This window comes from Blastococcus sp. URHD0036 (assembly GCF_000701365.1).
Classification (GTDB): domain Bacteria; phylum Actinomycetota; class Actinomycetes; order Mycobacteriales; family Geodermatophilaceae; genus Trujillonella.
On the sequence record NZ_JNIK01000017.1, the window covers coordinates 17,977 to 41,557 of the forward strand.

General features: G+C 74.8%; 25 protein-coding genes and 1 riboswitch. Of the genes, 13 read left to right on the forward strand and 12 right to left on the reverse strand.

Annotated elements, in window-relative coordinates; translation table 11 throughout:
* Window positions 1-43: 43 nt before the first annotated feature.
* The 3 genes from N555_RS0118520 to N555_RS0118530 form a co-directional block, all read right to left on the reverse strand.
* Window positions 44-1,306, reverse strand: coding sequence for an RNA polymerase sigma factor (locus tag N555_RS0118520; protein WP_029432987.1), 1,263 nt, complete (start codon window positions 1,304-1,306; stop codon window positions 44-46).
* Window positions 1,307-1,319: 13 nt separating this feature from the next.
* Window positions 1,320-1,661, reverse strand: coding sequence for a YciI family protein (locus N555_RS0118525; RefSeq protein ID WP_029432988.1), 342 nt, complete (start codon window positions 1,659-1,661; stop codon window positions 1,320-1,322).
* A gap of 138 nt (window positions 1,662-1,799) precedes the next feature.
* Window positions 1,800-2,606: a sulfite exporter TauE/SafE family protein gene (locus N555_RS0118530; protein ID WP_029432989.1), complete on the reverse strand. Its 807-nt coding sequence runs from the start codon at window positions 2,604-2,606 to the stop codon at window positions 1,800-1,802.
* A gap of 176 nt (window positions 2,607-2,782) precedes the next feature.
* Between N555_RS0118530 and N555_RS26205 the strand changes: the two genes are divergently transcribed.
* Both N555_RS26205 and N555_RS29000 read left to right on the forward strand, forming a co-directional pair.
* The gene (locus tag N555_RS26205) at window positions 2,783-2,995 is read left to right on the forward strand and encodes an RGCVC family protein (protein WP_034511470.1); all 213 of its coding nucleotides are present in this window, start codon (window positions 2,783-2,785) and stop codon (window positions 2,993-2,995) included.
* 91 nt (window positions 2,996-3,086) lie between these two features.
* Window positions 3,087-3,221: a hypothetical protein gene (locus tag N555_RS29000; RefSeq protein WP_255347369.1), complete on the forward strand. Its 135-nt coding sequence runs from the start codon at window positions 3,087-3,089 to the stop codon at window positions 3,219-3,221.
* Between the two features lie 42 nt (window positions 3,222-3,263).
* Here N555_RS29000 and N555_RS29155 read toward each other — a convergent pair whose 3' ends face one another.
* Entirely contained in the window at window positions 3,264-4,238 is a 975-nt protein-coding gene (locus N555_RS29155) for a hypothetical protein (RefSeq protein ID WP_304412924.1), read from the reverse strand.
* Window positions 4,239-4,249: 11 nt separating this feature from the next.
* Window positions 4,250-4,412: riboswitch (cyclic di-AMP (ydaO/yuaA leader) on the reverse strand.
* Window positions 4,413-4,818: 406 nt separating this feature from the next.
* Between N555_RS29155 and N555_RS0118555 the strand changes: the two genes are divergently transcribed.
* Entirely contained in the window at window positions 4,819-6,663 is a 1,845-nt protein-coding gene (locus N555_RS0118555) for a phosphoenolpyruvate carboxykinase (GTP) (RefSeq protein ID WP_034511473.1), read from the forward strand.
* Window positions 6,664-6,726: 63 nt separating this feature from the next.
* On the opposite strand, the gene N555_RS0118560 is transcribed toward N555_RS0118555, so the two are convergent.
* Window positions 6,727-8,388, reverse strand: a complete 1,662-nt coding sequence (locus tag N555_RS0118560; RefSeq protein ID WP_029432992.1) for a bifunctional 3'-5' exonuclease/DNA polymerase — start codon at window positions 8,386-8,388, stop codon at window positions 6,727-6,729.
* A gap of 115 nt (window positions 8,389-8,503) precedes the next feature.
* Here N555_RS0118560 and N555_RS0118565 point away from each other — a divergent pair, with 115 nt between their 5' ends.
* On the forward strand, window positions 8,504-8,740 hold the full coding sequence (locus tag N555_RS0118565) for a hypothetical protein (RefSeq protein WP_029432993.1): 237 nt from the start codon (window positions 8,504-8,506) through the stop codon (window positions 8,738-8,740).
* A 219-nt stretch (window positions 8,741-8,959) separates the two neighbouring features.
* On the forward strand, window positions 8,960-9,163 hold the full coding sequence (locus N555_RS0118570) for a cold-shock protein (RefSeq protein ID WP_029432994.1): 204 nt from the start codon (window positions 8,960-8,962) through the stop codon (window positions 9,161-9,163).
* Window positions 9,164-9,229: 66 nt separating this feature from the next.
* Here N555_RS0118570 and N555_RS0118575 read toward each other — a convergent pair whose 3' ends face one another.
* A complete protein-coding gene (locus tag N555_RS0118575; protein WP_029432995.1) occupies window positions 9,230-9,523 on the reverse strand; it encodes a hypothetical protein in 294 nt (97 codons plus the stop codon).
* A gap of 100 nt (window positions 9,524-9,623) precedes the next feature.
* Between N555_RS0118575 and N555_RS0118580 the strand changes: the two genes are divergently transcribed.
* A complete protein-coding gene (locus tag N555_RS0118580) occupies window positions 9,624-9,983 on the forward strand; it encodes an ArsC/Spx/MgsR family protein (RefSeq protein ID WP_029432996.1) in 360 nt (119 codons plus the stop codon).
* A gap of 45 nt (window positions 9,984-10,028) precedes the next feature.
* Here the strand turns inward: N555_RS0118580 and N555_RS0118585 are convergent, their stop codons facing one another.
* The gene (locus N555_RS0118585; protein WP_197029077.1) at window positions 10,029-12,788 is read right to left on the reverse strand and encodes an MGH1-like glycoside hydrolase domain-containing protein; all 2,760 of its coding nucleotides are present in this window, start codon (window positions 12,786-12,788) and stop codon (window positions 10,029-10,031) included.
* Window positions 12,789-12,845: 57 nt separating this feature from the next.
* On the reverse strand, window positions 12,846-13,967 hold the full coding sequence (locus N555_RS0118590; RefSeq protein WP_081866346.1) for an AraC family transcriptional regulator: 1,122 nt from the start codon (window positions 13,965-13,967) through the stop codon (window positions 12,846-12,848).
* A gap of 195 nt (window positions 13,968-14,162) precedes the next feature.
* On the opposite strand from N555_RS0118590, the gene N555_RS0118595 reads away from it, so the two are divergent.
* Window positions 14,163-14,414, forward strand: coding sequence for a DUF4242 domain-containing protein (locus N555_RS0118595; RefSeq protein WP_029432999.1), 252 nt, complete (start codon window positions 14,163-14,165; stop codon window positions 14,412-14,414).
* Between the two features lie 35 nt (window positions 14,415-14,449).
* On the opposite strand, the gene N555_RS0118600 is transcribed toward N555_RS0118595, so the two are convergent.
* A complete protein-coding gene (locus N555_RS0118600; RefSeq protein WP_029433000.1) occupies window positions 14,450-15,037 on the reverse strand; it encodes a hypothetical protein in 588 nt (195 codons plus the stop codon).
* 132 nt (window positions 15,038-15,169) lie between these two features.
* Between N555_RS0118600 and N555_RS27010 the strand changes: the two genes are divergently transcribed.
* On the forward strand, window positions 15,170-17,227 hold the full coding sequence (locus N555_RS27010; RefSeq protein WP_051684229.1) for a sensor histidine kinase: 2,058 nt from the start codon (window positions 15,170-15,172) through the stop codon (window positions 17,225-17,227).
* The gene (locus N555_RS0118610; RefSeq protein ID WP_156036423.1) at window positions 17,224-17,883 is read left to right on the forward strand and encodes a response regulator transcription factor; all 660 of its coding nucleotides are present in this window, start codon (window positions 17,224-17,226) and stop codon (window positions 17,881-17,883) included. Before N555_RS27010 ends, N555_RS0118610 begins: the two co-directional genes overlap by 4 nt.
* A 4-nt stretch (window positions 17,884-17,887) precedes the next feature.
* On the opposite strand, the gene N555_RS0118615 is transcribed toward N555_RS0118610, so the two are convergent.
* Window positions 17,888-18,664, reverse strand: a complete 777-nt coding sequence (locus N555_RS0118615; protein ID WP_029433003.1) for a creatininase family protein — start codon at window positions 18,662-18,664, stop codon at window positions 17,888-17,890.
* A 94-nt stretch (window positions 18,665-18,758) separates the two neighbouring features.
* Between N555_RS0118615 and N555_RS0118620 the strand changes: the two genes are divergently transcribed.
* A complete protein-coding gene (locus N555_RS0118620; protein ID WP_051684230.1) occupies window positions 18,759-20,081 on the forward strand; it encodes an amidohydrolase family protein in 1,323 nt (440 codons plus the stop codon).
* Between the two features lie 19 nt (window positions 20,082-20,100).
* Complete coding sequence (locus N555_RS0118625) at window positions 20,101-21,459, forward strand: amidohydrolase family protein (protein WP_156036424.1); 1,359 nt, start codon at window positions 20,101-20,103, stop codon at window positions 21,457-21,459.
* 12 nt (window positions 21,460-21,471) lie between these two features.
* Here the strand turns inward: N555_RS0118625 and N555_RS0118630 are convergent, their stop codons facing one another.
* Window positions 21,472-22,110: a PilZ domain-containing protein gene (locus N555_RS0118630; RefSeq protein WP_029433006.1), complete on the reverse strand. Its 639-nt coding sequence runs from the start codon at window positions 22,108-22,110 to the stop codon at window positions 21,472-21,474.
* A 200-nt stretch (window positions 22,111-22,310) separates the two neighbouring features.
* Here N555_RS0118630 and N555_RS0118635 point away from each other — a divergent pair, with 200 nt between their 5' ends.
* Both N555_RS0118635 and N555_RS28430 read left to right on the forward strand, forming a co-directional pair.
* A complete protein-coding gene (locus tag N555_RS0118635) occupies window positions 22,311-22,694 on the forward strand; it encodes a VOC family protein (protein ID WP_231503040.1) in 384 nt (127 codons plus the stop codon).
* Window positions 22,695-23,032: 338 nt separating this feature from the next.
* The gene (locus tag N555_RS28430; protein WP_197029078.1) at window positions 23,033-23,185 is read left to right on the forward strand and encodes a hypothetical protein; all 153 of its coding nucleotides are present in this window, start codon (window positions 23,033-23,035) and stop codon (window positions 23,183-23,185) included.
* Between the two features lie 24 nt (window positions 23,186-23,209).
* Here the strand turns inward: N555_RS28430 and N555_RS0118645 are convergent, their stop codons facing one another.
* Window positions 23,210-23,413, reverse strand: coding sequence for a hypothetical protein (locus N555_RS0118645; RefSeq protein ID WP_029433008.1), 204 nt, complete (start codon window positions 23,411-23,413; stop codon window positions 23,210-23,212).
* Window positions 23,414-23,581 lie beyond the last annotated feature (168 nt).

Consider the following 23,581-nt stretch of genomic DNA (forward strand, 5'->3'; position numbering starts at 1 on the left):
GTGCTCCTCCCCCACCGCCGGGTCCGCCGCGGCCCATCCTGGCTCAGGACCCGCCCAGCGCGCGCAGCCGGCCGGTCAGGAAGTCGCGCTCGACCGCGTTCTCGGTGAGCAGCAGAGCCTCGGTGTAGGCCTCGCGCGCCCCCGGAGCCCGGCCCAGCCGGCGCAGGAAGTCCGCGCGGGCCGCCGGCAGGTACCCGTAGCCGGCCAGCTGGGGTTCGGCGCCGAGCGCGTCCAGCTCGGCCAGCCCGGCCGCCGGCCCGGAGGCGAAGCCGACGGCGACGGCGCGGTTGAGGGCGACCACCGGCGACGGCCACAGCTGGGCGAGCACCTCGTAGAGGGCGACGATCTCGTCCCAGTCGGTGTCCTCCCACCTCGGTGACCCCGCGTGGACGGCGGCGATGGCGGCCTGGAGCGCGTACCGGGACGGCGGCCGGGCCCGCAGCGCCTCGCGCACCAGGGCGGTGCCTTCCTCGACGGCCGCCCGGTCCCATCGCGAGCGGTCCTGCTCCTCGAGCAGCAGCAGCCGGCCGTCCGGTCCGGTCCGGGTCTCCCGCCGCGCGTCGGTCAGCAGCAGCAGCGCCAGCAGACCGGCCACGGCGGGATCGGCGGGCAGCAGCCGGCGGAGCATGCGGGCGAGCTCGACCGAGCGCTCGACGAGGTCGCGCCGCACGAGCTCCTCGCCCGCCGGGACGGTGTGGCCGGTGGTGAAGAGCAGGTGCACGACCACGAGCACGGCGTCCACCCGCTCGGGCAGCTCCGCGGCCGGCGGCACCCGGTAGGGGATGCGGGCCAGCGCGATCTTCTTCTTGGCGCGGGTGATCCGCGCGGCCATGGTCGGCTCGCTGACCAGGAACGAGCGGGCCACCTGCGCCGTCGACAGGCCGCACAGCAGGCGGAGGGTGAGCGCCACCTGGGCCGGGCGGTCCAGGGCGGGATGGCAGCAGGTGACGACCAGGCGCAGGCGGTCGTCCGGCAGCTCCGCACCGGCGGGGTCGACGACCAGGTCGTCGGGCCCGGGCGTCTCCTCGTCGGCCACGAGCAGCGGCAGGGAGCGCTGCTCGACGCCCCGGTGGCGCAGGACGTTGAGCGCCCGGCGCCTCGCCGTCGTCGTCAGCCAGGCGCCGGGGCGCGCCGGGACGCCGTGCGCCCGCCAGTCGGTGAGCGCGGCTGCGAAGGCGTCCTGCGCGCACTCCTCGGCGGCGTCGAGGTCGCGGGTGACGCGCACCGTCGCGGCGAGCACGAGGGCCCACTCGCGACGGTGCGCATCGGCGACCGCGGCCTCGACGGCGGCACCGGGGTCGGTCACGGGGAGCAGGTGCTCAGTCGAAGGACATGACCGGCCGGACCTCGACGCCGCCGAACCGCGCCGGGCACAGCTTGGCGACCGCCAGCGCGGTGTCCAGGTCGGGCGCCTCGACGAGGTAGTAGCCGCCGAGCGCCTCCTTGGTCTCGGCGAAGGGGCCGTCGGTCACCTCGCCGCCGCGCACGCTCGTCGCGGTCGTGGTGGGCTGCAGCGCCGCACCGCCCAGCAGCTTGCCGCCGTGCTGCGGAACGGCCGCGGCGAACTCGTCGTGCGCGGCCATCACCTCGCGATAGAGCTCCTCGCCGCCGGTCGCGTACGCGGTCTCGTCCTCGTGGATCAGGATCAGGTACTGGGCCATCAGGTCCTCCGGGTGTCCGGGCCCGCCGTTTCGGGCCTCCACCTCTTCGACACGCGACTCCGGCCGGGATCGACAGCTGCCGCGGATCTCTTCCGCCCGTGCGGCGGGGAACCTACCGGCGCCGGGGCCTCCGCGAGCTCAGTCGAGCAGCGGCCGGACGTTCTCCGTCCACACGTCCGCGCCGACCCGGACCACCAGCACGGAGACCACGACGAGGAACGCGACGCGGATGAAGCGGCTCCCCCGGGCCGTCGCCGTCCGGGAACCCAGGTAGCCACCCAGCACGTTGGTCGCGCCCATCAGCAGGCCCAGCCCCCAGAAGACCGCCCCCTGCGGCGCGAAGACCAGCAGCGCCCCGACGTTGGTCGCGACGTTGACGATCTTGGCCTTCGCGCTGGCGTTCAGGAAGTCGTAGCCGAGCAGCGAGACCATGGCGAACACCAGGAAGGAGCCGGTCCCCGGGCCGAGGATGCCGTCGTAGAAGCCGATGCCGGCAGCGATCGCCAGCGCCGTCCCGTGGTGGCGCCGGCCGGTGTGCCGCAGCGCCGTCACCTCGCCCAGTTGCGGCCGCAGCAGCGTGAAGACGCCGATGCCGACCAGGGCCACCACGATCACCGGCTTGAACACCGCGGCCGGCAGCAGCGACGCCACCGAGGCGCCCGCCGCGCTGCTGACCAGCGCCACCCCCGCCATGGGCAGCGCGGTGCGCAGGTCCGGGTGCACCCGGCGGGCGTAGGTGACCGCGCTGGTCGTGGTCCCGAAGACCGACGACAGCTTGTTGGTGCCCAGCGCCTGCACCGGGCTCATGCCGGGGACCAGCAGCAGCGCCGGCAGCTGGAGCAGACCGCCCCCGCCGACCACGGCGTCGATCCAGCCCGCCGCGAACGCGGCGGCCAGCAGCAGCGCCAGGGTCGTCCCGGTCAGCCCCTCCGGGAGCGCCTCCATCACCGGTCCCCCGCCGGGGCGGTGCGGGTGCGGCAGCGGCGGGTCATCGAACTCCTCGGGACGGCACGGGGCGCGTAGCGTGGCCGGTGTCGATCCTCCTCGAGCGCAGCCTCCGCCGCGGCGCCGGATCCGACGATCGACCAGCCCGCCGCACCCGGCGGAGTCAGGGCGTCCCCATGGCCCACAGCACCTTCCCCACTTCCTACGTCAGCGACGGCGCGGCCTCCCCCACCCCCGAGGTGCGGACCGACCCGCAGGACGGCGGCGCCTGCCCGGCCTGCCCGCACGCCCTCGACGACCACGACCCGATCAGCCTGCGGTTCTGCCGGGCCGCCGCAACCGCGACCGCCGCCGGCGGGGCCGCCCGGGGCTGCATCTGCCGCTCCTGATCAGCGCCCGGCGCGGAGGGCTCTCGAGGCCTCCCGCCGCGCGTACGGTTCGCCCACGGAGCCGTCCAGGTTCCCGATCAGGGAGCTCCCCATGGCCGACAAGTCCCCTCGTCACTCGATGACGAAGAAGTCCGGCAAGTCGATCAAGGAGAAGCGGGTCGACCGCAAGGCCAAGGCCGACACCACCTCGCAGATGGAGCGGTTGGCCGGCGACAAGAAGCACTGACCGCCGGCGTCCGCGCCCGCGGCTCGCAGGCGCGGACACCGCTCAGCGGTAGTTCACGTGCACGTGGTCCATGTGGTTGGCCGTGGCGCTGCCCCGGTCGGCCATGGTCGACCACGAGCCGCCGGGCGACTGCAGGATCCGCTGCCGGTAGATGAGGTAGTCCACGCCCAGCTCGTCCCAGTGCGCCACGTGGTAGGCCACGATCGCGTTCCCCAGCGACTGGTCGGACAGGACCATGTAGTCCAGCGCGTTGCCCGACGGGTGCCCGGCGGGGTCGGCGGCGCTGGGGCGGGTGCCGCCGAGGGTGATCGAGCCGGCGCCGGGCACGTTGCTGACGACGGCGTTCGCCGCGGCCTGCACCCGTCCGGACACGGGACCGGAGCTGTTGCTGATCCGGGCGACGGCCCTGGCCGTGGTGCCGGCCGCCGCGGCGGCGCCACCGGCCTGCGGGGCGGATCCGGCGCTCGGGGCCGGGGCGGCGGCCCTGGGTGCGGGCGCCTGTGCCGCGGCGGCCTGCGCCGCGGCGGCCTCGGCGGCGGCCTGCGCGGCGGCGGCCTGCGCGGCGGCAGCGGCGGCCGCCTCGGCCTCGGCGCGCTGCCGGTCGAGCGTGGCCTGGTCGGCGGCGGCCTGGGCCTGCTGGGCCGAGACCTCCGCGGCCTCGCGGCTGCCGCGGCTGGCGGCGAGCCCCGACAGCGGCTCGAGGTCCGGCTCCGCCTGCTCGGGGCCGCCCTGCGCGGAGAGCCCGAGCGCCGCGGCGACGCTCACCGACTCGGTGACGCCGTCCTCGGCCTGGGCCGGCGGCTCGACACCCACCAGGACGTTGACCAGGACGGCGCCGGCGGCGGCCACCCCGAGGTACAGACCGGGCCGGCGGCGCAGGGCCGCCGGGGAACGACGGGCGGCGGACGGCGCAGGGGTCTCGAGGGAGGCGGTCTCGGGCGCGACGGGGAACGGAGCGGTCTCCGGGGCCGGGGCCCGGTGGGCAGGACGGTGCTGGGCGTCGGTGCGGTGGTGCATGAGGTGGGGTGGCTTCTTCCGTCGGCCGCCTACCGAGTTAGCTGACGGGTTCGGGCGGGAAGCAGCCCTACCGGCTCCGGAACAGGCGTCCGGAGCGGGATTCACCCCAGTACTGCGGTGGGTCCCCGGCTCGCCCACGAGGGATCTCGTGGAGCGACTCGGCGGCGTCCGCCGGGCTCCCCGGTTGGAGAGGTGAGGACCGGCCGGACGAGGCGACGGTAGACGCGTCATCGTTTCGTGACAACGCGTTGGGCCCGTTTCGGCAGGAGGTGCCCGGCGCGGCTCGCGGCCCACGGGCGGCTGACCGTGTAGGACGCCGGCGGCCTGTTGCGTCGACGTGGGGCCGGACGTGGCGGATCCCACACCGGAGGAGGCGACAGGGGCTCCCACCAGGGCTTGCAGACGTCCCAGACGACCGCTGGGCCCCGGAGAGGGCCGGAGAACGGTGCTGGAACGGGTGACTCCGGCCCCACTGCCGTCAGCAGCGGGGGTGGGGATCGGTAAGTTGCCGACCCAGCGGGCCGCAGCGCGCACGTCGGGTGGCGCGATGGAGAGGTGTCCGCGAGGGAGAGGTGCAGTCGTGGCAGCCATTGACGCCGTGCTCGACGAAGCAGGAGTGACGAACAGTCGCGTCCGCGACTTCGTCCGCCAGTGGGCCGAGCACACCGGTGCAGCCCGGGTGGAGGTCGTCAACGCCTCCGACGACGCCCGGCTGGTCCAGGAGGCGCTGGAGGCCGGCGAGCTGCTGCCTGCCGGGGAGGGCCGCTACTACTCCCGCAGTCACCCGAAGGACACCGCGCGCTCCGAGGAGCGCACCGTCGTCGCGACGAACAACGAGGGCGACAAGGGCGTCTACAACAACTGGAAGCCGGCCTCGGAGATGCGCCCGCTGCTGACCGAGCGCATGAAGGGCGCCTCGGCCGGCAAGACGATGTACGTCGTCCCCTACGTGATGGCGCCGCCCGGGTCGCCGCTGGAGTCCTTCGCGACCGGCGTCGAGCTGACCGACACGCGCACCGTCGTGCTGCACATGAACCGCATGGCCCGCGTCGGCGTCCAGTACGTCAACGACCTCGAGGACCAGGACAGCTTCGTCCGCGGCGTGCACGTCACCGGCGACCTGGACGACCTGGGCCACGGCACCCCGGACGACCAGCGCTACTTCGTCACCCTCGCCGACGAGCGGACGATCCTGCACTACGGCTCGTCCTACGGCGGCAACGCGCTGCTCGGCAAGATCGCCCACGGCCTGCGCCAGGCGACCTACGACGGCTGGGCCTCGGGCCGGTTCCTCGCCGAGCAGTTCCTGCTCCTCGGCATCACGGACAAGCAGACCGGCCGCACGTACCACATCTGCGGTGGCATGCCGAGCGCGTCGGGCAAGACGAACCTGGCCATGATCCTGGCGCCGGACGCCCTCGGCGACCGCTACCAGGTGCACTTCTACGGCGACGACATCGCCTGGCTCTGGGTGGACGACGAGGACGGCCGCGTCTACGCGATCAACCCCGAGTACGGGGCGTTCGGTGTCGCCAAGGACACCAACGAGGCCACCAACCCCACCGCCGTCGAGGCGATCGGCCCGGGCACCGGGACGATCTTCACCAACGTCGCCTACAACGAGCAGACGCAGGACGTCTGGTGGGAGGGCAAGAGCAAGACGCCGCCGGCCGACGTCACCGGGTGGCGCGACTGGCAGGGCAAGCTCATCAGCGAGCGGTCCGAGGCGGAGCAGGGCGCCCCTTGGGCCCACCCGAACAGCCGCTTCACCACCACGCTGGCCAACATCCCGAACATCGCGCCGGACTACGAGAACCCCAAGGGCGTGCCGGTCGACGCGATCATCTTCGGCGGGCGCACCCGGGACCGCGAGCCGCTGATCCGGGCGATCACCGACCTGCCCGAGGGCGTCTACGACGGCCTCACCCTGGGCGCGGAGGCGACCTTCGCCGCCGAGGGCACCGAGGGCGTCCTGCGCTACGACCCGATGTCGATGCGCCCGTTCATGGCCTACTCCGAGGGCGCCTACGCCGCGCACTGGCTGAAGATCATCGGCGCCGCGAAGGACCAGCCGATCTTCGCCCACGTGAACTGGTTCCAGCGGGGCGAGGACGGCCACTTCCTGTGGCCGGGGTACCGGGACAACCTCCGTCCGCTGCTGTGGCTCATGCAGCTGCGCAACGGCGAGGTCACCGGCCGGCAGACCCCGGTCGGCGTCGTGCCCCTCCAGGAGGAGCTCCAGCTCGACGGCATGGAGGTGGACCAGGCCGACCTGGACAAGCTCCTCACCATCGACACCGAGCGCTGGTGCCAGGAGATGGGCCACCGCGAGGAGCACCTGAAGCTCTTCCCGGGCATGCCCGAGGAGATCTGGGAGGCCCACCGCCGCGTCGCCGCCGCGCTGGAGGCCGAGCGGGGCAAGTAGCCCGCACGCACCGAGCACACCCCGGGACCCCCGCAGCCGCCCGGCTGCGGGGGTCCCGTGCGTCTACCCGGCGTCCGCCCAGGAGCGGACGACGGCGACGTCGAGCGGGAAGTCCACGCCGAAGGACCCGAAGAGCAGCCGGCCGGCCTCCGCCGCCGACGCGTGCACCGCCGTCACCACGGCCGGCGCCAGCTCCTCGGGGGTGTGCACCAGCACCTCGTCGTGCAGGAAGAAGACCAGGTGCGGCCGGTGCTCCAGCCGGCCCTCCCCCAGCTCCCAGAGCCGGTTCCGCAGGTCGGCCAGCCAGCACAGGGCCCACTCCGCGCCCGTCCCCTGGACGACGAAGTTGCGGGTGAACCGACCCCACGCGCGGCGGTCGCGGTCCCGGTCGGCCCGCGGAGCCGACTCCTCCGGCGCCTCCCCCAGGTCGACCGGCCGCTGCGCCCACGCGCCCGTCGGCGGGGGCGAGCCGCGGCCGAGCAGGGTGGTCACCACCTCCCCGCGCTCCCCCGCCCGCGCCGCCTCCTCGACCAGCCCGATGGCCCGCGGATAGCGCCGCGCCAGCCGGGGCAGCATCCGCCCGCTCTCGCCGCGGGTGCCGCCGTACATCGCGCCGAGGATGCCGAGCTTGGCCTCGGTGCGGGTGGCCACCGCCCCGCCGGCGACCATCCCCTCGTAGAGGTCGGCGGCCCGCGCGGCCTCGGCCATCGCGGTGTCCCCGCTCATGCCGGCGAGCACGCGGGGCTCGAGCTGGGCGACGTCGGCGACCACGAGCCGCCAGCCGTCGTCGGCGACCGCCGCCGGGCGGACGACGGTGGGCACCGACAGGGCGCCGCCACCGGAGGACGCCCACCGGCCGGTGACGACGCCCCCGGGCAGGAACGTGGGCCGGAACCGGCCGTCGCGGGCCCACGTGTCCAGCCAGGCCCAGCCGTTGGCCGCCAGCAGCCGGGCCAGCCGCTTGTACTCGAGGACGGCGGGGACGGCGGGGTGCTCGATCCGCTCCAGCGTCCACGAGCGGGTGTCCTCCACCGGGAGGCCGGCGTGCTGCAGCGCGCGCAGGAGTTCCACCGGCGAGTCCGGGTTGAGCCGGGGCGCCGCGAGGCCGGTGCGGATCTCGCCGGCGAGACGCTCCAGGACGGCGGGCCGCGCACCTCCCGCCGGCCGCGGGCCCAGCAGGTCGGTGAGCAGCCGGTCGTGCACGTCGGCCCGCCACGGCAGCCCGGCGGCGGTCATCTCGGCCGCGGTGAGCGCACCGGAGGACTCGGCGGCCAGCAGCAGCGCGAGGCGTCCGCGCTGCGGGGAGGCCGCCAGGGCCGCCTGCTGGCGCGCGTCCTCCGCGGCCGCGTCGAGGGCGTCGGCGGGATCGGCGAGCGGGAAGAGCGCGGCGTCGGCGTCCCCGGCGGGGGCCAGGGCGTCCCAGCCGGGGGTGTCGGTGCCCGCGAGGAGCGCCTGGTCGACGGCGGGCGACCGGCGCAGGACCGCGTGGCTCAGCCGCAGGTCGGTGCAGCGCTGCACGCGGACCCCGGCGGCGAGCAGGCCCGGGTACCAGCGGGTGGTGTCGTCCCAGACCCAGCGGACGGCGGCGCCCTCGTGGCCCCGGACGTGGTCGGGCAGTTCCTCGAGCGGGACCCGGGCGACGACGGCGGGCACCTCCTCCCCGGCCGACCGCTCCACGGCCTCGACCAGGCCGCCGGGGATCCGGCGGAGCAGGATCCGACGCACCCCGAGAGTGTCGCCCAGTCGCGGGCCCCGGGACTCGATACGGGGAAGATCCGCGGAGAACGCTCGGGGCGCCCGCCGGGCCGGGGTAGCGTCGAGCCAACGCAAGGAGGCTCGCATGTCCGAAAATCGCGGACGCTGCACGAACACCCATCTCGGCTGCACGTGCAAGGGCAACCAGGCGATCCACGAGGAGCGCGCCCAGCAGATCGACGAGGCCCGCACCCAGTCGGCCGAGGGCGTCGAGTGCCCGGAGTGCGGCGGCCCGACCACCCCGCTGTCGATCGTGACGTGGGGCAACTGCCGGGCCTGCCGGACCGCCCAGTCCCGCCAGACGCACCCGCTGCGCTGGTGACCTCGACCCCCCGCAGGAAGCAGTTCTGCGGTGGGACATCGACCTGGAGCGAGTGATCCCCTACAGTGGGCATCGGTCGCTGTCGTACCTCTGCTTCGTTCTCGGACGTCCGCAGTCGTCTCTGTGCCTGACGTTCCTCTCGGTCCTGCCGGTCGGTGCGGCGACCCCGCCCCGGTTCTCTGCCGGGTGCGGACACCTCCAGCACGGAATGAGAACAGCATGGCTACCGGAACTGTGAAGTGGTTCAACGCGGAGAAGGGCTTCGGCTTCATCGCCCAGGACGGCGGCGGCGCCGACGTCTTCTGCCACTACTCCGCCATCAGCGGCTCTGGCTACAAGTCCCTCGACGAGGGCCAGCAGGTCGAGTTCGACGTCACGCAGGGCCAGAAGGGCCCGCAGGCGGAGAACGTCCGCGCCGTCTGATCTGACGACGCAACAGAAGGGCCACGGCGCACTGCGCCGTGGCCCTTCTGGCGTTCTCGGGAGCTGTCAGCTCCCCACTAGCGAGCGGAGTCCCCGGGTGACGCAGCGGCCCAGGTGGACGCCGAGGAGCACGAGATCGCCCCACTCCGCCGGGCGGGGCCCGGTGGCCGGCGCGGCAGCCTCGGGTTGCTGCTCCCGGCTCTCCGGAACGGCCTCCGCGGCGGGCTCGTCGACGGGCTCGGGGAACAGCAGCAGGTCCATGGCGGACCGCCGCTGTGGCGAGCGCAGCGACGCGAAGGACGGGATGGGCGGCGACGCCGGGCCGTCGTCCCCGGGGGGACCTGGCTCCCGATCGCTCACGTGGCGGCTCCCCTCGTCGGGTCCGGGGGACCTCAGCAACAGACGGCGTCGACCCTAACCCCGGCCTGATCCGGCCGGTCCGGGCCCCTAGGCTCGGGGCGTGGAGGTCTGGTTCAACCCCTCGTGCTCGAAGTGCCGCACCGCCCGGTCCCAGCTGGACGAGGCCGGCGTCGACTACCGGTTGCGCCGCTACCTGGACGAGCCGCCGACCGAGGACGAGCTGCGTACCGCGCTGGCCGCCCTGGGGCTGCAGCCGTGGGACGTCACGCGGATGGCCGAGCCACGCGCGAAGGAGCTCGGGCTGAAGGACGCCCCCCGGGACGCCGACACCTGGATCCGGGTGCTCGTGGAGAACCCGAAGCTGATCCAGCGGCCGATCGTGCTGGGGGACGACGGCCGCGCCTGGGTCGCCCGCGACGACCAGACCCTCGCCGAGGTCGTGGCCGCCGCCCGCAGCTGATGCGGAGTGCGAGAGAGCAGGTTTCCTGCCCTCCCGCACTCCATCTCAGGTGAAGCGGGGGTCGGGGGGCAGCCGCGGGTTGAGGAGGTGCGCCACGAGCGCCGTCCACCCGGTCTGGTGGGAGGCGCCGAGGCCCTCGCCGGTGTCGCCGTCGAAGAACTCGCTGAACGTCGGGTGGTCCTGCCACAGCGGTGACTCGGTCGACTCGATCCGCTTGCCGTCGGCGGGCCGCTTGCCCTCGACCGGCCGGAAGAGCCCGGTCAGGCTCGAGTCGATGAGGTCCGCGGCCTCCACCAGCGTGCGGTGGTTGCCCGAGCCGGTCGGGATCTCGATGGTGAACGAGTCGCCGTAGAAGCGGCCCAGCGTGCGCAGCTTGTCGGCCAGCAGCACGTTCACGGGGAACCAGACCGGGCCGCGCCAGTTGGAGTTGCCGCCGAACAGCTTGGTTCGCGACTCCCCCGGCTCGTACTCGATGGAGACGTCGCGCCCGCCGACCTGCGCGACCACGTGCCCGGTCGCCTTGGACAGCGAGCGGATGCCGTAGGGCGACAGGAACTCCTCGGTGTCGAACATCCGGCGCAGGATCCGCTCCAGCCGCTCGCGGTCGACCAGCGAGAGGATCATCTTGCGGCCCTCGGGCGCCGACCGACTGCGCAGCGGACCGACCAGCTCGGGCCGGCGGCGCTGCAGCCAGCGCAGCTGGTTGGCGACGTCGGGGCACTCCGACTGGATCCACGAGGGCACCTCGGTGGCGCCCAGGATCGGCAGCAGCCCGACCATCGAGCGCACCCGCAGCGGCTCGGCGGTGCCGTCGGGGGCGACGAGGACGTCGTAGAAGAAGCCGTCCTCCTCGTTCCAGAGCGACTCCTCGTGGCTGCCGAAGTTGTTCATCGCCTGGGCGATGGACAGGAAGTGCTCGAGGAACTTCGTCGCCGTCGAGTCCCAGGCCTGGTCGAAGCGGGAGAGCTCCAGGGCGATCTTGAGCATCTGCTGGCAGTAGAAGGCCATCCAGCTGGTCGCGTCGGACTGCTCCAGCCGGTACCCGGGGGGCAGCGGAGCCGAGCGGTCGAACAGCGCGATGTTGTCCATGCCGAGGAAGCCGCCCTCGAACAGGCCGGACCCCGTGGCGTCCTTGCGGTTCACCCACCACGAGAAGTTGAGCAGCAACTTGGTGAAGACCCGGATGAGGAACTGCCGGTCGCGGTAGCCGTCGATCCGGTAGACGTGCCAGGCCGCCCAGGCGTGCACCGGCGGGTTCACGTCACCGAAGGCCCACTCGTAGGCCGGCAGCTGGCCGTTGGGGTGCATGGCCCACTCCCGGCACATGAGGACCAGCTGCTCCTTGGCGAAGTCCGGGTCCACGTGCGCGAGCGGGATGCAGTGGAAGGCGGTGTCCCACGCGGCGAACCACGGGTACTCCCACTCGTCCGGCATCGAGATGACGTCGGCCAGCGCCAGGTGCCGCCAGCCGGAGTTGCGCCGGCCGCGCTTGCGCCGGGACTCCGGCGCGGGCGACTCCGGGTCGCCGTCCAGCCACTGGGAGACGTCGAACCGGTACAGCTGCTTGGTCCACAGCAGGCCGGCATAGGCGCGGCGGGCCACGTGCCGGTCGTCGTCGGCCACACCCGGGTCGATGACGGTGCCGTAGAACTCGTCGGCCTCCGCCGCCCGCGTCGCGAGGACGGCGTCGAACTCCTCACCGAACACCGCGTCGTCCGGATCGGCCTGCCGCAGCCGCAGCCGCACGCTGACGGTCTCGCCGGGCGCGACGGAGTCCCACGAGTACCAGAACGCGGCCTTCGTGCCGGTGTCGGCGGGGTTGACCGCGGTGCGGTCGCCGTCCACGACGCGGCGGCCGATGCCGTCCTTGGGGTACTTCGTGGTGTTGCGCGCCGCGCCGAACAGGGCGACGGCGTTGGTCTCGTTCTCGCAGTGCAGGACGGTCGGCGAGCCCTCGGCGGCGAGCACGTAGCGGCCCAGGTAGCCGTGCTCGGCCTCGACCGCCTCCAGCCCGGAGACGGTGAGGGTGGGCGCCAGCAGCTGCGAGATCACGCCCTGGCGCTTGTCCCCGCCCCACGACCAGGTGTTGCGGAACCAGACCTGCGGCAGCAGGTGCAGCGGTGCGGCGTCGGGACCGTGGTTGGTCGCCGTGACGACGATGCAGACGTCCTCGGGGCCGGCCTTCGCGTAGGTCACCTGGACGTCGAAGAAGCGGTCCCCGTCGAGGACCCCGGTGTCGGCGAGCTCGTACTCGCGCTCGAGCTTCGAGCGGCGGGCGTTCTCCTCGCGGAGCTCGGCGTAGGGGTACTCCGCCTGCGGATAGCGGTACAGCCACTTCATCCAGGAGTGCGTGGGGGTGCCGTCGACGGCCCACCAGTACTCCTTGGCGTCCTCGCCGTGGTTGCCCTCCTCGTTGGTGAGGCCGAAAAGCCGCTCCTTGAGGATCGGGTCCTTGCCGTTCCACAGCGCGATCGAGAAGTTGAGGAAGCCGAACCGGTCGCAGATGCCGCCCAGCCCGTCCTCGCCCCACCGGTAGGCGCGGGCGTGCGCGTGGTCGAAGGGGAACGAGGCCCAGGCGTCGCCGTCCTCGGAGTAGTCCTCGCGCACGGTGCCCCACTGCCGGCCGGCGAGGTAGGGGCCCCACGTCCGCCAGGGCGCCGACATGCTGCCCGCCTCGGCGAGGCGGGCGTGCTCGGCGGTGCGCGGTGGTGCGTCGGCGGCGGTGTGGTCCGGTGCTGCGGCGTCCTGGGGACCGGGCACCGAGGTGCGCGGGCCGAGCGGGGCGCCGGGTGCTGCGGCGGTCACCAGGCCACAGTGCCACGGAGACGTTGCCGTCCCGTGACGCCCGAGGTGCCGCCCGTGTCACGTGGGATGCACGGGACCAGAGGGTCTGGACGTGACGGGTCCGTCCGTCCCGGACCGCGCCGAAGAGGCGGGAACCACCGGGGAACCGCCGTCCCCGCCTCCCGGCGGGAGCCCCGCCGGCCGGGCCCCGGCGCGCCCGGCCGACCGCCGGCGCCACGCCGCCGGGGCCGTGCCGTGGTGCCGGCTGAAGGCGCGGCTGAACGCCTCCTCGGAGGCGTAGCCGACGCGGTGCGCGACGGTCGCGACCCCGAGGTCGGTGGCCTCGAGGAACTCCCGGGCCAGGTGCATCCGCCAGGCGGAGAGATAGCGGATCGGCGGGAGGCCCAACACGTCGCGGAAGCGCGCGTCCAGCACCGAGGGCGAGACCACCGAGACGGCGGCCAGGTCCGCCACCGACCACTTGCGGCCCGGGTCGGCGTGGGCCGCGGCCATCGCCGGCGCGAGGACGGGGTCGTGCAGCGCGGTCAGCCAGCCGCGGTGGGCGGCCGGGGCACTGGCCAGGTGGATCTTGAGGATCTCGACCAGCAGCAGCCTCGGGACCTCGGTGGACACCTCGACGCGATCGGCCACCCGGGTGGTCTGCAGCATCGCGTAGTGGATGCTGGCCTGCACGAACTGCAACGCCGGGCCCACCGGCCGGACCACCATCACCCGCGGGAGGGCCCGCAGGCCCGGGTCGAACAGCGGGTCGTCGCTGGCCAGGTAGCCGCAGACGATGCTGGTCGTCTCGCGTCCGGCGCCACCGTGCCGGAGCAGGGGCACGTCGGGCCAGGGCATCGGGCCCAGGAGGGTGGTCGCCGCCACCACGACGGCGTCCTGGGCGCCACCCATCCGGTGGGTGTCGCCGTAGGGCAGGACGACGACGTCCCCGGCACGCGCCCAGTGCCGCTCGCCCCCGTCGACCTCGACCCAGCACCGGCCCGCCGCGATCACGTGGAAGTAGATGACGCGCTCGGCGGCGCCGGCGAACATCTGGGCCAGGAGGGTGCCGGAGAACGACTCCACCGCCCAGGGCGGCGAGTACTCGCCGCGGAGGAAGATCGCGCCCCGCAGGCGCAGGGCGCCCAGCGCGCGGTGGAGCTCGGAACCGACCGGTGCGGCGGGCACGGTCGCGGTCATGGCGGACTCCTGTCGCTGTCGTGGCAGCGGCGAGCCTCCACCTCGCCGTCCCGCGCCACCAGCGCCTTCCTGCCCGCCGCGCCCACTCGCGTGGTTCCGGACAGGTCCTGCGGGGTCGCGGTCATGGTCGGCCGCCGCGTCCGGCGGGACGCTCGACGAGCACGGGGACCACGAGGAGGACGAGGGGACACCGAGATGCCGCTCTACATGGACGTCCACGAGAAGGTGCCGGACGGGACCACCGCGCAGGACGTGGCCGGAGCCCACGCCGAGGACCTGAAGGTCCAGGGCCGCTACGGCGTGGACTACCGGAACTACTGGTTCGACGAGGCCAACGGCATGATCTTCTGCCTGGTGGAGGCCCCCAACCCCGAGGCCGCGTCGGCCGCCCACCGCGAGGCGCACGGCCTGGTCGCCGACCAGATCCACGAGGTCACCGCGGGGTGACCGCCGCCGGGCCCGGCGCCCGGCACCACCCGGGGTCAGGGGGTGGCGGCGGGCACCGGGTGCGGCGCCTGCTCGGCGTCCCGGAGGACGACGGGCAGGGCCGCCAGGCAGGCGAGCAGGACGACGTCCACGGCCACCGCCGGCCAGGCGAGGTTGGCGATCCGGGTCACCGGGAAGGCGACGGCGGCGACGGCGATGCCGAGGGCGACGCCGGAGGGCACCCGCCGGCCGCGCAGCAGCCCGATGCCGGCGAGGAGCAGCGCGAGCGGCCAGAACAGGCCGAGGGGCTTGAGCACGGCGGCCGCGCCGGACTTGTCGATCAGGTCCAGCCCGCCCAGGCCGACGGCGATCGTGTTGATGCCGTAGGCGACCACCCCGCACGCGCCGGCCAGGCCGAGCACCAGCACTGCCGCCGACAGCCAGGGCAGGTCGCGCAGGTACGTGACGAGCCGGACGACGGCGAGCGCGCCGAGCACCCCGCCGACGATCTGCAGCACGGCCGCCGCGCCGTCCTCCCAGCCGTTGACCGCGTACAGCAGCGACGACAGCAGCGTCAGTGCGGAGGAGACGGCCAGCGACGCGGTCAGGATCCGGTCGACGGGGGTCCCGGGGAGTGTGTCCATGGCCGGCGACGCTAGGGACGGCGCGCACGGCGGAGAACGCGGCGGACCCCCGACCTGACCTGCGGGGAACCGCACCCCGGACCGGTGGTCCACCCCCTCCCCCGCGGCCGCCCGCCGTGCCACCCTGCTCCCGTGCCGCGCCCGGGGGTCCTCGCCCTGCTGGTCGGCTGGGCCACCGCGGCCACCGCGGCGACGGCCGGCGGACTGGTCGCCGCCGGGGCGCTCGGCACCCTCGGCCCCTCGTGGTCGCTCTCGTTCGTGGTCGCCTGCGCGGTCGGCGCCTGGGCGTGCGTCGTGCAGCCGGACAACCGGGCGGCGGTGCGGCTGCTGGTGTCGGGGTGCGCCGCGCTGACCTGGCTCGCCGGCTCGGTGTGGCTGCTGGCTGCCGTGCAGGACGGCGCGGCCGGTGGGGGCTTCGTCGCGGCGAACCTGGGCGCGCAGGTGCTGGGCCTGGCCGCGGTGACCGCGCAGGCGGCCTCGCTCGTGCGCTACCCGGACGGCGTGCCGCACCTGGCCGCCGAGCGCCGGCTGGTCACCGTCCTCGCCGTGCTCGCCGTCGTCGTGCCGGTGGCGCTGCTGCTCGGCAGCGAGCGCGTCGTCCCGACCTGGGTGCTGGAGTGGAGCGCCAAGTCCGACGGGCTGGTGCTGCCGACGGTCGACAGCCCCGCGTACGTGCCGGCGCTGTCGTGGCTCGGCCCGGTCGCCGAGACGGTGCACGAGAGCGCCCTGGCGCTGGGCCCGCTGGCCGCCGCGATCGTGGCCGCGGTGCGGTACCGGCGGCTGGGGCCCGCCGACCGGCGGCGGATGGCCTGGCCGCTGGTGGCGCTGCTGGTCCTGCTGGTCGGGCTCGCGGTCAACGCGCTGGCCGACGCCGGCGCGCTGCCCGGGGTGGCCGCGGACTCGGTCGCCATCGCCTGCCACGTGCTGCTGCCCATCGCCCTCGGCATCGGGATCGCGGCGCCGACGGCCTTCGACGCCCTCGGCGCGGTCCGTGCCACGGTGCCGTTCGCCGTCCTCACCGCGCTCGTCCTGGGCGCGTACGTCGCCGGTGCCGGGTTGCTGGGCATAACGGTCGGTGGGTCGGACCTGCCCGTCGCCGTCGTCGTCTCGGTGCTGGCCGCGCTCGCCCTGGACCCGGTGCGCCGCAGCCTCGTGCGCCGGGCCGGCCGGCTGACCTTCGGCGAGGAGGTGACCCGCGACGAGCTGCTGCTGCGCCTGGGCGACACCCTGGAACACACCCTCGACCGGCAGGCGCTGGCCGAGTCCATCGCCGGCACCGCGATGGAGGGCCTGGGCACGCAGTGGCTGCGGCTGGAGGTCGCCGACGGGCCGGTGGTGCACGTCGGCCGGGAACCGCACGACGGCGAGCAACCGGTGCTGACGACCCGCCTGCCGCACGGGCACACCGACGTCGGCACCATCGCGGTCGGGCCCTCGATCACCGGCCGGGGCCGCGGCTACGCGCGGCTGCGGGTGGAGACCCTCGCCCGGCAGGTCGCGATGGCGCTGACCAACGCCCGGCTGGCCGGGGAGCTCGAGCAGCGCCTGGCCGAGGTGGCCGCCTCCCGCGAGCGGCTCGTGGCGGCCGAGGAGACGGCGCGGCGGCGGATCGAGCGGGACCTGCACGACGGTGCGCAGTCCGACCTCGCGGCCCTCATCGCCCGGATCGCGCTGGCCCGCAACCAGCTCGGCCGGGCCGACGTCGACCGGCTGGACGGCACCCTGCGGACGCTGCAGGGCGACGCCGCCGACGCGCTGCGCAACCTCCGGGCCCTGGCCTCGGGCATCCACGAGGCGACGCTGGCCGACCAGGGGCTGGTCGCCGCCGTGGAGAGCCGCACCGGCTCGCTGCCGATCGACGTCGAGGTTGCCTGCGGGCCCGGCGTGCGGGAGAGCCGGCTGGCCCCCTCGGTGGCCGGCGCGGCGTTCTTCACCGTGTGCGAGGCGCTGGCCAACACCCTGAAGCACGCCGACGCGCGGTGCGCCACGGTTCGCATGGAGCTCGAGGAGGACCGGTTGCGCATCGACGTCACCGACGACGGCCGGGGGTTCGACGCCGCCCGGGCGGAGGGGTCGGCCGGGCTCACCGGGCTGCGGGACCGGGTCGCGGCGGTCGGCGGATCGCTGCGGGTGTGGTCGACGCCGGGTGGCGGCACCACGCTCACCGCCGACGTCCCGCTGCTCGGATGACGCTGCGGGTGGTCCTGGCCGACGACCACTACCTGCTGCGGGAGGGCCTGCGCGCGCTCCTGGAGGACGGCGGCGTGACCGTCTGCGCCGCCGTCGGCAGCGCGCCGGAGCTGCTGGCCGCCGTGGACCGCGAGCGCCCGGACGCCGTGATCACCGACATCCGCATGCCCGAGGGCACCGAGGGCATCGAGGCCGCGCGCACGATCCGCGCCCGGTACCCGGGCACCGGGGTGGTCGTGCTCTCCCAGCACGCGGACGGCGCCTACGCCGACGCCCTGCTGGCCGGGGGCACCGACGGGATGGCGTACCTGCTCAAGGAGCGGGTCGGCGACCTGACCGAGCTGCTCCGCGCCCTCGGCGAGGTGTGCGCCGGCCGCACCGCGCTGGACAGCCGGGTCGTGGACGCCCTCGTCGCGCGGCGCCGGACCGGCCCGCGGGACGTGCTGGACACGCTCACCGACCGCGAGCGCGAGGTGCTGCACGAGATGGCCCGCGGGCTGGCCAACGGCGGCATCGCACAGGCGCTGCACCTGTCGGAGTCGGCCGTGGAGAAGCACATCGGGTCGATCTTCGCCAAGCTCGGCGGGGAGGAGCCGCACACCCACCGCCGGGTGGCGGCCGTGCTCACCTACCTGCGGGCCGCACCGCCGGGCTGAGCCCTCAGGGCGGGGTGGGGTCGAAGCGGGCCACCTCGGCCAGCGCCTCGCCGAGGTAGTCGACCGCCGCGGCGGCCCGTTCCGCGCCGGCCTCCGCCGTGGCCTCCCGCGCGTCGCCGATCACGCCGGCCGGGCCGAAGTCGTCCGACGTCCACCCGAAGCTCACCGAGCCGCCGAAGCGCACGTGCCGGTAGCCGGCCAGGTGCTCGGGCACCCAGCGGTCGGCCTGGCTCATGTCGACCAGGTCGGGCCGCAGGTGCAGCATCACCGACGTCTCCTCGAAGCCGCCGTGCACGCCCATGCCCAGCTCGCCCTCGGGGCTGGTGCCGCCCTGGTCGGCGGGCAGCCGCGGGTGCAGCGTGAAGGTCCGCAGGCCGGTCTCCACGCGGATGTCGCGGGCGACGACCTGCAGCAGCGCGGAGTTGCCGCCGTGGCCGTTGACGAACGCCAGCCGCCGCGCGGGGGTCGTCGCGACGCTGCGCGCGAGGTCCCGCAGCACCGCCGTCAGCGTCTCCGCCGACAGCCAGAACGTGCCGGCCGACCAGGCGTGCTCGTTGGACTTCGTGTACGCCAGCGGCGGCAGCAGCCAGAGGTCCAGCTCGTCGCCGAACCGCTTCACCGCGCGCTCGGCCAGCGACTGCGCGGTGATCAGGTCGGTCGCCACCGGCAGGTGCGGGCCGTGCTGCTCGATCGCCCCCGTGGGGAGCACCAGCACGCTGTCCGGGCCCAGAGCCGCGGTCAGCGCGGGGGCGGAGAGTTCGGTCAGGAGTCGGGTCGGCACCCCGCGCACGCTAGGTCGGCCGCGTTGCCACCGGATGTCGCGCGCGGACGTCGTCGTCACGTGACCGGAACACCCGGCTGCGAGGGTCGCCGGCGTGCTGATCGTGCGCGACGCCCTGGCCGTGTGGACCGCGACCGGCGAGGAGGTCCCCGGCGACGTCGTCTGCGGCGACGACGGCCTGATCGCCGCGGACGCGGGGACCGGTGAGGTGCTGGACGCCTCCGGCTGCGTCGTCACGCCGGGGCTGGTCAACGCCCACCACCACCTGCTCCAGACCGCGTTCCGGACGCTGCCGGGCACCCGCGGCGTCCCCATGGCGCAGTGGCTGCCGACCATGGCCGCCGCGTACGCGGCCGCCGGGGTGGACGAGGAGCTGGAGCACGCGGCGGCGTGGGCCGGGCTCGCGGAGGCGCTGCTCTGCGGCGTGACCACGGTCGCCGACCACCACCTGACCTGGCCCCGGGACCCGTTCCCGGCCGACGGCGGGGTGGGTCTCGCCCGGGCCGCGGCGCAGGCGGCCCGGGAGGTGGGCGCGCGGCTGGCGTTCGTGCGTGGGAGCGCCGGGGACGATCCCGGGGTCGCCGCCGCCTCCGCCGAGGCGGTCGCGGCCCTGGTCCCGCACGGCGGGGTGACCGACGACGGGATGCTGCAGGTCGCGGTCGGCCCGGCCGGGGTGCACAGCGACGGCCCGGAGACCTTCCGGCTGCTCGCCGAGGTGGCGGCCCGGCACGGGTTGCGCCGCCGCACGCAGGCCAACGAGCAGGTCGACGTCGTCCGGGCGCAGGAGCGGTACGGGCGCCGGCCGCTGGAGCTGCTCGACGAGTGGGGGTGGCTCGCGCCCGACGTGACCCTTGCGCACCTCTGCGACATCACCCCCGCCGAAGTGGCCACTCTGGCGTCGGCCGGGGTCACCGCCACGCACGCCCCGGGCTGCGACCTCCCGATGGGCTGGGGTGTCGCCCCGATGGCGGCGCTGGCCGACGCCGGGGTCCCGGTCGGCCTCGGCACCAGCGGCGGGGGCTCCAACGACGCCGGGCACCTGCTGGCCGACGCGCGGCTGGCCCTGCAGGTGGCCCCGCTGGCCGGCCGGCCGGTCGCGGCCCGCGAGGTGCTCACCTGGGCCACCCGCGGCTCGGCCGACGGGCTCGGGCGGACGGACCTCGGCCGGCTCGCGGTCGGCGCCCGCGCGGACCTCGTCTGCTGGGACGTCACCGGGGTCGCCGACGCGGGCGTGGCCGACCCGGTGGCCGGCCTGCTGTGGGCCTCCCCCGGCCGCCGTCCGCGGCACGTCGTCGTCGGGGGGCGGGTGGTGGTGCGCGACGGCGTCCTGCAGACGGTGCCCGAGGCCGACGTCGCCGCCCGGCTCCGGGACCTGCTGACCGCGCGGGAACGTCGTCGTCACCGCGCGGCAACGTGAGCCGGTCAGGGTCGGCGGCGTGACCCTGCTCCTCGTGCGCGACGCCGTCCTGCTGACCATGGACCCCGACCGTCCTGATCCGTTCCGCGGCTGGTTCACCGTCGACGGTGACGGCCGGATCTCCGCGATCGAGCCGGGCGACCCGCCGGCCGACGTGGTCGCGGACGAGGTGCTCGACGCCGGCGGGAAGCTCGTCGGCCCGGGGTTCGTGTCAGCGCACAGCCACCTGTTCACGTCGGCGTCGCGCGGGCTGGGCATGGACCAGTCGCTGTACGGGTGGATCCAGGCGATGACCCGCTACACCGACGCGGCCGACGCCGAGGACGTCTACTGGCTGACCCGGCACGGCGCGCAGGACTTCCTCCGCAACGGCATCACCAGCGCCTACGACTTCACCTCCGCCGGACTGCCGTTCACCGCCGGGGACGCCCGGTACGAGGCCGCCCTGCCCGACACCGCGTTCACCCACGCGCAACTGCGCGGCAAGGCCGACGCCGGCCTGCGGCACGTGCACAGCGTGATGCTCGGCCAGGGCGGGGTCTCCCCCGCCGACGCGCTGGCGCAGCTCGACGAGGTGGTCGACGCCGCCAGGGACGTCGACCCGTCGCTGCACCTCGGTGTGGCGCTGAGCGGCACCGTGCAGTGGGCCGACGACCCGGCCGCGGCCGACGTCGAGGTGGCCGCGATGCGCCGGCACGGGCTGCTCAACCAGCCGCACTTCCTGGAGACCGCGCAGGACGTGGAGCTGCAGCAGTCAAAGTTCGCCTGGTACGCCGACGCCGGCGCGCTCGGCCCGGACCTGGTGTTCGGCCACTTCATCCAGACCTCCGACGAGATCATCGCGGCCGCCGCGGCGGCCGGCTGCGGGATGAGCTGGCAGCCGATGAGCAACGGCCGGCTGGCGTCGGGCGTCGCCCGGATCCCGGAGATCCGGGCGGCCGGCATGCGGGTGGGCATGGGCCTGGACGACCAGTCGTGCACGGACGTCAGCGACCCGTTCTCCAACATGCGGACGGCGCTGGCGCTGGTGCGCGCCACGTACCGGGACCCGTCCGCGCTGCCGGTCCGCGACGTCCTGGACCTGCACACCCGGGGCTCCGCGGAGGTGCTGGGTGTCGACGACCGGGTGGGCACGCTGCGGGTCGGCCGGTACGCCGACTTCCTCGTCGTCGACCCGCGCGATCCCGACACCGGCCCGGTGTGGGACGCCTATGGCACGTACGTCCTGGCCTGCTCGCTGCGGAACCTGCACCAGGTGTGGGTCGGCGGGCGGCTGGCCGCCGACGGCACCCGGCTCTGCGACCCGGACGCGTCGACCGTGGTGGACCAGGTCCACGACCGCCTCGCCCGGCTGGTGGCCCAGGTCGACGGCGGCTGACCGGCCGGCGGGTCAGTCGTCGGCGGTCTCGGCGGCCCGCTGTTCGCGCAGCGCGCCGAAGACCGACCGGCGCACGCGGTCGGCGTCGCGCTCCGGGAGGTCGACGAACTCCACCGACACCGTCCACGTGCCCCCGTGGTCCTGCAGCCGCACCACCCTGCCGCGCGCGGTCACGAGGTCGTCCGCCGTGAGGCTGATCCCGAGGCCCAGCTCCGTCCCGGGCTCCGGGGGGAGACCCCAGCCGTCCAGCCGGGCGCGCAGCCCCGCCTCGCTGAGGTCCTCGGTCACGCCGGTCAGCTGCCCGCCGGCCCACGGGATGGTCACCGGCAGGACCGCCGCGGCACGCACGGCCTTGCGGCGCCGGCTGCGCGTGCTCGGACCGGTCACGGTCAGCCGCCAGAGGGGCGACCCGTTGCTCTCCACCTCGGCGATCCGCGCCGGCAGCGAGCGTTCCTCGTCGGTGCCGGCCCAGTAGACCTCCACCAGGTCCCCGGGACCGACCGTCAGCCCGGACACGAGCCCCTCGGGGCGGACCACCAGCACCTCGGAGCCGGCCGACTCCACGCTCGCCGCCACCGTCACCGCCCGGGTGATCAGCGCGACGTCGGCCGTCGCGCTCGACTCGGGCCTGTCGCCGTCCGGCTCGCTCATCGTCACTGTCCTGCCCCCCGTGGGTCCATCGGCTCTGCCGCACGTCCGCCGGCTGCGGCGCCGGCCGAGGATGCCACGCCGCGCACGGCACGGCAGCGCGGCACACAGTGGCGCAGCACATTTCCGGATCGCCGGGCTCACCAGGGCGTATCGGCCAGGATGGGACCGATCCGAACCGCTGACGAGGAGTTCCCGTGGACATGAAGCTCGAGCTGGTGCCGCTGCCGGTGGCCGACGTCGACCGCGCGAAGGCGTTCTACGAGTCGTTGGGGTTCGTGGCCGACGTGGACGTCACCCCGGCGCCCGGGGTGCGGGTGGTGCAGCTGACCCCGCCCGGCTCGGCGTGCTCCATCGGCATCGGCTCGGGGCTGCCCGTGTACGAGGCCCCTCCCGGCTCGGTGCGGGGGCTGCACCTCGTCGTCGGCGACATCGAGGCGGCCCGGGCGGACCTGGTGGGGCGCGGCATCGACGTCGGCGAGGTCCAGGACGTCGGCGGTGGCGTGAAGTACGCCGGGTTCGCCGATCCCGACGGCAACTCGCTCACCCTGCAGGAGATGCCCTGGCGCACCGGCGACGCCTTCTGAGCGCCACCCGGCGATGACGAGGCCCGGCGACAACAACCGACCTGATCCCCCGGTCGACTGGTTGCTGCTCGTGCTGGGCGCGGGTGGCACCGTGGGCGCGGTCGTCGCGTGGACCCTCGGCGAATGGCTCTGGGCGTCCATCGTCTTCGGAGGGTCGATCCTGGCGGAGTTGCTCGTGGCCGGGGCGAGGCGACGGCGGGCACGACGTGGTCAGTCCTCGTGACCACGTGCTGGCCCACGCTCCCTGACCGGTTCCGTCACGTGTTCGCGCTGGTCGTGCGCGGGTAGGTGCGACGCTCCGGCCGTCCGGAACCGGGCGGTCCCAGCGAGGAGGCAGCGTGGCCGAGAAGAGCGGCAAGGGCAGCACGACAGCGAAGAAGGCCAACGCCAAGGCGAAGAAGGAGGGGAAGAAGAACCCGCGGAAGAGCTCGGCCGCCCAGAGCGAGCTGGGGAAGAAGGGCGGCAAGAAGGGCGGGAAGAAGAAGTCCTGACGCCGGCCTCGCAACGCGGGGTGGCTAGCGGGAGTTCTGCTGACGCCTCGCGATGATCACGAGGACGCCGATCACCAGCGCGATGGGCGCCCACGGCGGCAGCGAGAACGGCCCGAGGAGCAGCGCGGCGACGAAGAGCAGCAGCTGGAACCCGAGCCAGAACCCGACCAGCAGGACGACCCAGAACAGCACCGGCTTCTCGTACTGCAGGCGCTTCAGGTAGTCCATCGGTTCTCCTCGGTCGGCCGCCCGGCGCACCGTCGGGGCACCGCGTCCCATTGAACGCCCGGCGCGCCTCGCGGCGTTCCCCGCAGCGCCGGTAGCTCGCCAGATGGGGTCAGGACGCGACCGCGCCGGCAACCCCGAGGGGCTGCCGGCGCGGCCGGAGGGTCGGGA

Excerpts from the sequence above, each read along its gene's own strand:
- N555_RS0118525 (WP_029432988.1), bottom strand. The coding sequence starts at position 1,661 with ATGGCCCAGTACCTGATCCTGATCCACGAGGACGAGACCGCGTACGCG.
- N555_RS0118530 (WP_029432989.1), bottom strand. The coding sequence starts at position 2,606 with ATGGAGGCGCTCCCGGAGGGGCTGACCGGGACGACCCTGGCGCTGCTG.
- N555_RS26205 (WP_034511470.1), top strand. The coding sequence starts at position 2,783 with ATGGCCCACAGCACCTTCCCCACTTCCTACGTCAGCGACGGCGCGGCC.
- N555_RS29000 (WP_255347369.1), top strand. The coding sequence starts at position 3,087 with ATGGCCGACAAGTCCCCTCGTCACTCGATGACGAAGAAGTCCGGCAAG.
- N555_RS29155 (WP_304412924.1), bottom strand. The coding sequence starts at position 4,238 with ATGCACCACCGCACCGACGCCCAGCACCGTCCTGCCCACCGGGCCCCG.
- N555_RS0118565 (WP_029432993.1), top strand. The coding sequence starts at position 8,504 with ATGTCCGAAAATCGCGGACGCTGCACGAACACCCATCTCGGCTGCACG.
- N555_RS0118570 (WP_029432994.1), top strand. The coding sequence starts at position 8,960 with ATGGCTACCGGAACTGTGAAGTGGTTCAACGCGGAGAAGGGCTTCGGC.
- N555_RS0118590 (WP_081866346.1), bottom strand. The coding sequence starts at position 13,967 with ATGACCGCGACCGTGCCCGCCGCACCGGTCGGTTCCGAGCTCCACCGC.
- N555_RS0118595 (WP_029432999.1), top strand. The coding sequence starts at position 14,163 with ATGCCGCTCTACATGGACGTCCACGAGAAGGTGCCGGACGGGACCACC.
- N555_RS0118600 (WP_029433000.1), bottom strand. The coding sequence starts at position 15,037 with ATGGACACACTCCCCGGGACCCCCGTCGACCGGATCCTGACCGCGTCG.
- N555_RS0118610 (WP_156036423.1), top strand. The coding sequence starts at position 17,224 with ATGACGCTGCGGGTGGTCCTGGCCGACGACCACTACCTGCTGCGGGAG.
- N555_RS0118630 (WP_029433006.1), bottom strand. The coding sequence starts at position 22,110 with ATGAGCGAGCCGGACGGCGACAGGCCCGAGTCGAGCGCGACGGCCGAC.
- N555_RS0118635 (WP_231503040.1), top strand. The coding sequence starts at position 22,311 with ATGAAGCTCGAGCTGGTGCCGCTGCCGGTGGCCGACGTCGACCGCGCG.
- N555_RS0118645 (WP_029433008.1), bottom strand. The coding sequence starts at position 23,413 with ATGGACTACCTGAAGCGCCTGCAGTACGAGAAGCCGGTGCTGTTCTGG.